The sequence below is a fragment of the Aliidiomarina taiwanensis genome (assembly GCF_003987015.1).
Classification (GTDB): Bacteria; Pseudomonadota; Gammaproteobacteria; order Enterobacterales; family Alteromonadaceae; genus Aliidiomarina; species Aliidiomarina taiwanensis.
The window spans coordinates 1-8,168 of sequence record NZ_PIPQ01000020.1; the positions used below are offsets into that span (position 1 = coordinate 1).

Annotated in this window: 6 protein-coding genes and 1 pseudogene; 2 read left to right on the forward strand and 5 right to left on the reverse strand. The window is 48.7% G+C overall.

Going from position 1 to position 8,168, the window contains the following annotated elements:
• Positions 1 to 132: 132 nt before the first annotated feature.
• On the forward strand, positions 133 to 531 hold the full coding sequence (locus CWE15_RS11830; RefSeq protein WP_267888211.1) for a DUF3703 domain-containing protein: 399 nt from the start codon (positions 133 to 135) through the stop codon (positions 529 to 531).
• Between the two features lie 65 nt (positions 532 to 596).
• On the opposite strand, the gene CWE15_RS11835 is transcribed toward CWE15_RS11830, so the two are convergent.
• The 5 genes and pseudogenes from CWE15_RS11835 to CWE15_RS11855 all read right to left on the reverse strand — a co-directional run bounded on the left by CWE15_RS11835 (position 597) and on the right by CWE15_RS11855 (position 7,454).
• On the reverse strand, positions 597 to 3,719 hold the full coding sequence (locus CWE15_RS11835) for an efflux RND transporter permease subunit (protein WP_092593994.1): 3,123 nt from the start codon (positions 3,717 to 3,719) through the stop codon (positions 597 to 599).
• 9 nt (positions 3,720 to 3,728) lie between these two features.
• Positions 3,729 to 4,757, reverse strand: coding sequence for an efflux RND transporter periplasmic adaptor subunit (locus CWE15_RS11840; RefSeq protein WP_126758290.1), 1,029 nt, complete (start codon positions 4,755 to 4,757; stop codon positions 3,729 to 3,731).
• Between the two features lie 78 nt (positions 4,758 to 4,835).
• On the reverse strand, positions 4,836 to 6,080 hold the full coding sequence (locus tag CWE15_RS11845; protein ID WP_126758291.1) for a TolC family protein: 1,245 nt from the start codon (positions 6,078 to 6,080) through the stop codon (positions 4,836 to 4,838).
• A 51-nt stretch (positions 6,081 to 6,131) separates the two neighbouring features.
• Positions 6,132 to 6,497 carry a cobalt transporter gene (locus CWE15_RS11850; RefSeq protein WP_126758292.1) on the reverse strand — a complete coding sequence of 122 codons (366 nt, stop codon included), beginning with the start codon at positions 6,495 to 6,497 and terminating at the stop codon, positions 6,132 to 6,134.
• 61 nt (positions 6,498 to 6,558) lie between these two features.
• Positions 6,559 to 7,454 (reverse strand): annotated as a pseudogene (locus CWE15_RS11855) (cation efflux transmembrane domain-containing protein).
• Positions 7,455 to 7,530: 76 nt separating this feature from the next.
• Between CWE15_RS11855 and cadR the strand changes: the two are divergent.
• Positions 7,531 to 7,941: a Cd(II)/Pb(II)-responsive transcriptional regulator gene (gene cadR / locus CWE15_RS11860; protein ID WP_425289089.1), complete on the forward strand. Its 411-nt coding sequence runs from the start codon at positions 7,531 to 7,533 to the stop codon at positions 7,939 to 7,941.
• Positions 7,942 to 8,168: the final 227 nt, after the last annotated feature.

Sequence of the window (8,168 nt, forward strand, 5' to 3'; positions counted from 1 at the left end):
CCATCGGTTACGGACTGCCGGACTTCGCAGAGGAACTCAACTACGGAGTCGATCTATCAACCATCTGAGGGTGGTATCAGATTGATGGGGTGAAGGTGCCCCATCAACCATTAAATCCGTATACCCAAAAAAATTAAATATGAGTACCAACTCAGCATACGCTCAGCCCAGGAGGCTGAAGAAATCAATGATTTAGACAATGCGTTTAAGTCTCTTGAAAGAGCGCATATTTTAGGGCAGAGATATTTTATACCGCATATAGCGACGCACTGGCAGATGTTACGAATTGGGCTTAAACGCAATGATAATCGCGAGGTTATTGGTCAGATCGTCCGTTTGATAGCAACGGTTCCGGGTTTTATATTTGGTTGGGTTCCAAGGGGAAATCCTGGAGGCGCGAATATCTCTGCTTTAAAGCCAGTGCCCTTGCCAACTGACTTGCAACCCTTGCTAGCTGACAGCCCCATTTGGCGGGACGTCTTAATACGCCTGACTATTTACGCGGTTATCGTTTTAATCGTATTAGCATAAACACCCATACTATTGCCAAAACGTTCTTCGCTGCAGCCCAATGCTGCAGCGAAGCAGGTTAATGATTATTCCGTTTGCTGTTTGCGGTTATCGTTTTTGTGCACCCAATGATATAACACGGGCAATACCAACAATGTCAGCAAGGTTGACGAAATAATACCGCCAATCACCACTGTCGCCAGCGGGCGCTGCACTTCAGCACCGGTGCCAATATTAATCGCCATCGGCACAAAACCGAGGCTCGCGACCAAAGCGGTCATTAGCACAGGGCGCAACCGGGTAAGCGCGCCTTCCGTTATCGCTAACAGCAAGTCACCTTTCTCACGCCAGAGATCGCGAATAAAGCTCAGCATGACCAGGCCGTTCAGCACCGCTACGCCTGATAAGGCGATAAAGCCAATGCCAGCAGAGATTGATAAAGGCATACCCCTCAAATACAAGGCCAGCACGCCACCGGTAAGCGCCAACGGCACACCGCTGAAGATAATCAGCGCATCTTTTAATGACGCAAAAGCCATCACCAGAATACCTAAAATCAGCAGCAACGTAACAGGCACCACGATGCTAAGGCGCTGACTTGCTGACTCCAATTGCTCAAAAGTACCGCCATAATCCAGCCAGTAACCGGCTGGTAATGCAACGTCGCGGTTGATTTGGGCCTTTACCTCTTCTACAAAACTGCCAAGGTCTCGCCCACGCACATTCGCGGTTACCACTACCCGGCGTTTGCCATTTTCACGACTAATTTGTGCCGGCGCAGGCGATAAATCTAAGGTAGCCACTTCTTGTAACGGCACAAAGTCCCCATTTGGCAATGGCACCGGCAACACTGCCAGTTTGTCCAGATCGCGACGCAGGGTTTCCGGCAAGCGCACTATCAGCTCAAAGCGTCTGTCACCTTCATACAGAATACCGGCCGACGTACCACCAATTGCCGCTGCTACCCAATCCTGTAGTTCAACCACATTTAAGCCGTAACGGGCAAGCGCAGTTCGGTTGGGGATCACCGACAAGGTTGGCAAACCAGTGACTTGTTCCACTTTAGTATCCGCAGCACCTTGCACCTTGTTGACGGCTTGCAGAATTTGATTAGCGCTTGTAACCAGCTGATCTAAATCATCACCAAATACCTTAATACCCAGATCTGCCCGTACACCGGAAATCAGTTCATTAAAACGCATCTGAATAGGTTGGGTAAATTCATAGTTATTGCCAGGCAATGTCGCCAAAGCAGCTTCCATTTCAGTGACCAATTGGGCTTTGGTTTTATCCGGATTGGGCCATTCACTGCGCGGCTTTAATATCACAAAGTTGTCAGCCACATTGGGTGGCATCGGATCGGTCGCCACTTCTGCCGTACCAATTCTGGCAAACACTTTATCAACCTCAGCAAAGGTTTTGATCTTCTGCTCCAGAATTTCCTGCATTGCAACGGCTTGTTCTAACCCGGTGCCCGGAATACGCATGGCATGTAAAGCGATATCGCCCTCATCAAGCTGAGGCACAAACTCTGCCCCCAACGTGGTCGCCAACCACAGACACACACCAACCAGAGCACTGGCCAAACCAATCACCAGCCAGCGAAATTTCAGTGCCAGCGCTAATAGCGGTGCGTACAGGGTTTTAGCGCCTCTTATGACCGCACTTTCTTTTTCACTGATTTTACCATTTAAGAACACCGCCACAGCGGCAGGCACAATGGTCAGCGACAACACCATAGCGGATAACAGGGCCATCACCACAGTCGCTGCCATAGGATGAAACATTTTACCTTCGACACCGGTCAGCGAAAAAATAGGAATATACACGATAGTAATAATGGCCACACCGAACAAACTGGGCCGGATAACCTCTGCAGTTGCCAGATACACTGTATTTAAGCGCTCTTTCAGCGGTTGGATACTGCCGTTGTGTTGTGCCTGCGCCAAGCGTCGAACCGCATTTTCGACAATAATCACCGTACCATCAACAATTAAGCCAAAATCCAGCGCACCCAGGCTCATCAGGTTGGCAGAAACGCCGGCTTGTACCATGCCGGTAATGGTCATCAGCATTGATAGCGGGATCACCGCCGCAGTGATTAACGCCGCCCGCAGGTTGCCCAGCAGGATAAACAACACTACGATCACCAGTAATGCGCCTTCCAGCAGGTTTTTACTGACGGTTGCAATGGCTTTATCCACTAAGGTGGTGCGATCATATACGGCTTCAGCAATAACACCCTCTGGCAGAGAACTTTTGATCTGCTCCAGCTTTTGCGCGACATCGCGTGCCACTGTGCGTGAGTTTTCACCAATTAACATCATGGCTGTACCCAGCACCGCTTCTTTACCATCCTGGGTTGCCGCACCGGTTCGCAGCTCTTTGCCAATGGCAACATCGGCAACGTCACTCAGCTTTACCGGTATGGTGTCGTATTGCGTAATAATGACATTAGCAATGTCATCCAGAGAGGTTAACTGACCGGGCGAGCGTACCAGCAGTTGCATGCCCTCACGTTCAATATAACCGGCACCCCGGTTGTCATTGTTGGCTTGCAGGGCCAGTTCAACATCCTTAATACTCAGGCCATAATTAAGCAGTTTCAGTGGATCGGGTAACACATGGTATTGCTTGTTGTAGCCACCAATACTGTTTACCTCCACCACACCTTTAACCTGTGCCAGCTGAGGTTTTATTATCCAGTCCTGGATTTCCCGCAGTGCCATGGCATCGTAAGGTGAACCATTTTGTTGCAGCGCGCCCGGCTTGGCCTGCACCGTATACATAAAGATTTCACCAAGACCGGTTGAAATAGGGCCCATTTCAGGCTCTATGCCCTCAGGCAACATATCCTTGATAGCGCCCAAACGGGTGTTGATTAAATTGCGGGCAAAGTAGATGTCCGTGCCTTCTTCAAACACCACCGTTACCTGTGACAAGCCATAGCGTGACAATGAGCGGGTATAACTTAAATTGGGTAAGCCATACAGGGCAGTTTCTACCGGATAGGTAATACGCTGCTCTGCTTCAAGTGGCGAATAACCTGGCGCCGCCGTGTTTATTTGCACCTGAACGTTAGTAATATCCGGCACTGCATCAATCGGTAACTGTTGGTAGCTCCAGCTACCAATGGCAATAATCAACAGTGTCAGCGTTAAAAATAGATACCGCCTCGCAATAGCCAGGCGCAACATGGATTCAATCATAGTGCCCCCTTAATCATCATGCTCGGCTTCAGATTTTTCAATATCCGCTTTTAACAGATAGCTGTTTGTAGTGACATACAACTGGCCGGGCTTTAAACCGGCAATCACTTCGACATAATCCATGTCGCTACGGCCAAGCTGCAATGGGGTAAAGACATATTCGGTATTGTTTTTCACGAAGACACCGCTTTGATTGTCCAGTATTTGAATGGCCGATTTTTTAACGGCAAGCTCAACGTTGAATTCACCGCTTATTACAGCACCCTCGATTAATTGCCCGGGCGACAGTTTACCGTCACGGTTATCCAGCTTAACTCTGGCCAGTTGATAGGGCTGGGTTAATGACGGGATGATATGTGCAATTACGCCGTTAATCTCAGTGTCAGCGGCCAGAATGACCACGTTTTGTCCTGTCGCGACAGCAACTTGTTGTGACGGGTACAGGCGAAAATCTGCCCACAGGCTGCCAAAATCAGCAATGCTGAATAGCGTCTGCTGCTGTGCGACCTCACCAACATTGGCGCTGCGCTGAATAATAACGCCGTCAATTGGTGCTTTAATGGCATAGGTATTTAAGCTCTCATTTGACTCAACAACGGCCAGTACATCGCCTGCTTTTACGCTGTCACCCAGCGAGAATTTCACCGAGGTAAGAATACCGGGAAAACGGGCATTAACATGGCTGATGCGGTTTGGGTCAGCGCTAAGCTTGCCATAAACAATCTGATGTTGGCGTAATCGCTGGCTGTCAGCACGGTCTGTGACAATATTAACCGCCGTAGCCATATCATCACTAATGCGGCTGCTTAGGGTTTCGTTGTGTTCATTCTCGTCGTTTTCGTCGTGCCCTTCATGCTCATTGTGTTCTTCATGTTCTTCATGTTCTTCGTGCTCTTCATTTTTCTTAGTGTCAGATTGCGGCTTTACCGCTTGTTCTTTGGCATGGACGTGAGCTTGTTCTTGCTCATTGGCGGCCATTACATGCATCGGCATCAGCCAGGCTGCAATAAACATTGCCAGTGTTACATGTGGTTTCATAATGCTATCTTCCTGTATGTTCTGTTTGCCACGTCGCACAGTTAATGAAGTGCGGCAGCGGGGCAATAATCTTGTCAGTTACTGCGTTACCGGCTCGGCGGTAAGCTGTTCAATCGTCGCCTGGCTCAATAGCACCGCAGTGGCGGTTTCCAGTAAGTGTCTTTTTGCCTGCAACAATTCTTGCTGGGCATTAAGCCAATCCTGATAATTTGAGCGCCCGCGCTGGTATGCATCACGCGTAAGATCCAGCGCTTGTTCCAGGTTGGGGATCACGTACTGCGCCAACTGTTGGTGACTGGTAATAAATTGCTGTCGTTGCGAGTACGCATCAAACAAGCGTTCATGCAGGATCAGTAAGCTATCCTGCTGTCGATACTCGACATTGTTTCGCTCTGCCAGCGCAGCTCCGATGGCTGCACTATTGCGACGTTCAGCAAATAACGGCACTGAGATACCAAAGGTAAGGCTTGTATCATCACTGGCCTGATAGCGTCTTACCCCTACCTGCCAACTCAGATCGGCGCGATTCTGGCTTTGTGCCAGTCGCACTTCAGCGTCTTTTAACCGACGTTCAGAGGCAAAAATGGTTAACGCCGGCGATTGTTGCAGCCGCTGATACAGCTCTGCAAAAGGGCGGCTTTGGCCAAAAGCAAACAAGTTACCTGCCACAACGTTAAAGTTGGCGCTGGTATCACCCCAAAAACGTGCTATGGCTATTTTTTGCCGCTCAATGCGCTGCAACAGGGCGTCCCGCCCGATCTGAACCTGAGCCAGTTGCGCCTTTGCCCGCATGATTTCAGCATCTGACAAGGCACCGCTGGCAGCACGTTTTTCAGCGCTTTGCAGCAGGGCTTCTGAGAGCGCTACGGCCTCTTCTGTCAGTGTCAATTCCTGCTGGCTGGCCAATAGATTAATATAATTGCGGGTAAGCTCTGCCAGCACATCCAGGGTTTGCGCCTGTTGCTGCCATTTAAGAGTATTGAGCCTGGCGTCTACTACCGCAGCGCGCCATTGGGCTTTATTATCCAGCTCTATCACGGAAGATAAGGCGATTGTCAGCTCAGCACCGGCCAGCCCTCTGGCCTCTCCGGTGCCCGCAACATTCTCAAGCTCTACACCGAGTTGATAACCGGGTTTAAGGCTTTGCAAATCACGCTCTGCAAACAGACGCTGTTGCGTAAATTTAAACTGATGCAGCTGAGGGTTGTGTTGCAGCGTTTTATCTATTGCCTGTTGTAATGTCAGTGCTTGCGGCTCTGCACGTAGCGGAAGCGCGCAAAATACCGCCGCCAGTATTGCTGGCAGCATTAGTGTCATACGCATGGGTATGCTCCTGAAAGTTAATCGTTAATAAAAAAAGATAAACAAGCAGGATCAGATATTTGGCGGCGGCACCGGTGGGCGATAGCTAATGAGGTTTAACCCTGGTTGGGTAGCGGCTATAACACTGTCAAGGAAGTTAAGCAGTTCCATGCTCTGAAAAAAAGCGATATAGCAGGTCACATGAGCATGATTACTGTGTTCGTCGGCATCATGCTCAGAGTTATCTGCAACGTTATGTGCAGTGACTTGCTCACTGCTTACGTCGAAAAGGGTATCTGAGTGGCAGTGTTCATGTTGCAGGTCAGTGTAGGCATGGGCATGATCAGGCAAATGCATAACTAACGCATCACAGGCCATCACGGCATGATTCAGCATAATCAGCAACAGTAATAATAAGCCTGATGTACGACCCAACATAAATCCCTCAGTAAGTTAGCGCTATGGTAGCGCTATTGCGACTTAACAACAAGCTACGCTTTTAGCTGTAAATCCTGCGCGCACCATTGAGTACAACTAATCCAATGATGAACCCTATTACCAGATCCGGATAGCGTGACCCGGTCCAGGTGACTAATAATCCGGCCAAAATCACCCCAGCATTTGCGATAACGTCATTTGCAGAGAAAATCCAACTGGCTTTCATATGCGCGCCGCTTTCTTTTTGTTGATGAATTAACGAAAGACAGATCACATTAGCAACCAAAGCAATAGCGCCCATAATTAACATCAACGTCGACACTGACTCGTTACCAAACAGGTAGCGCCGTATCACCTCACTGATCACCCCAAAAGCTAAAATTAATTGCAGCCAGCCGGCAAGCTGTGCGGCGTTTAATTGAACCTTGCTACTACGCCCGACTGCGTATAGCGCAACCCCGTATACCGCTGCATCGGCAAACATATCCAAAGAGTCGGCTATTAACCCGGTTGATTGAGCCAGCCAACCGGTCACAAACTCTACTGCAAACATCACCGCGTTAATGCCCAGCAACTATTTTAAAATTAACTCCTCACGCAGCGAACCTGATGCTGTGGATTGTCTGGCCTGCGTTACCTCTTCGGGTTTCACCGGCCCGGTCTTTGTCAGCGATGCGCCCAGCCCTAAGCTGTGCATTTTTGTTGTAATTTCATTGGCATTCACCGTGTGAAAAACGCGAACCTGCCTTTGTCGGATATCAAACTGTAACAGAACACCGGGCTCAACTGTTTCCAGCGCCATACGGATAAACGCTCTTCGGCAGGGCAGTCCATTTTAGGCACCCTAAATTCACTAAGGTAGGCATATTTTGCATGCTTATCAGGTGCATCAACGGCGCTATTTTCACTGTTGCCCGTTTCGCTACACTTATCATTGGAACAGCATTTTGCATTCATAACCGATAAACCTTGGGTTGATATGAAACCTAGTTTAAACTCTGTAGTTACTATAGAGTCAATAGGCAGTATCGAGATGATCAAGATTGGAGAGCTGGCAAAAATCTCTGGCTGTTCTGTGCAAACCATCCGTCACTATGAAAAGGAGCAGCTTCTTGCGGCGAAATTACGTAGCGATGGTAATTTCCGCCTCTACGATCACGCTGATATCGAGCGGTTGCTATTTATTAAACACTGCCGGAGTTTAGATCTGAGTTTGGCAGAAATTCGTCAGTTACTGAGTTTGAATGACTCGCCAATGTCGCAGTGTGATGATGTTAATCAGATGATTGAACAGCATATCGAGCAGGTAGAACGTCGCATAGCGGATTTAACGCAGCTTAATAAACAACTAAAGGCTTTACGTCTTAGCTGCAACTCGAAGCGCACGGTAGAGCACTGTGGTATTTTAAAACAATTGAATGAAGCCGTTAGTCAAACCAACTAAGTTGTTATCAGCAATAAATAGGTGAGTCTTAATGCACCAGCACAACCATTCACATATCAAAGACGACAGCGACAACCGAATCGCTATGGCTTTTTTTCTTGGGTAAGCGGATTAAATGGTTGATCTTACCTTTGCATGAGAGTGAGACAGACCGGCATCTCATCGGATTATCTGGTTGATGCTTCACCTACTGCTGGTGCATGTTTCCTTCGCTAATTCCAGCAAGA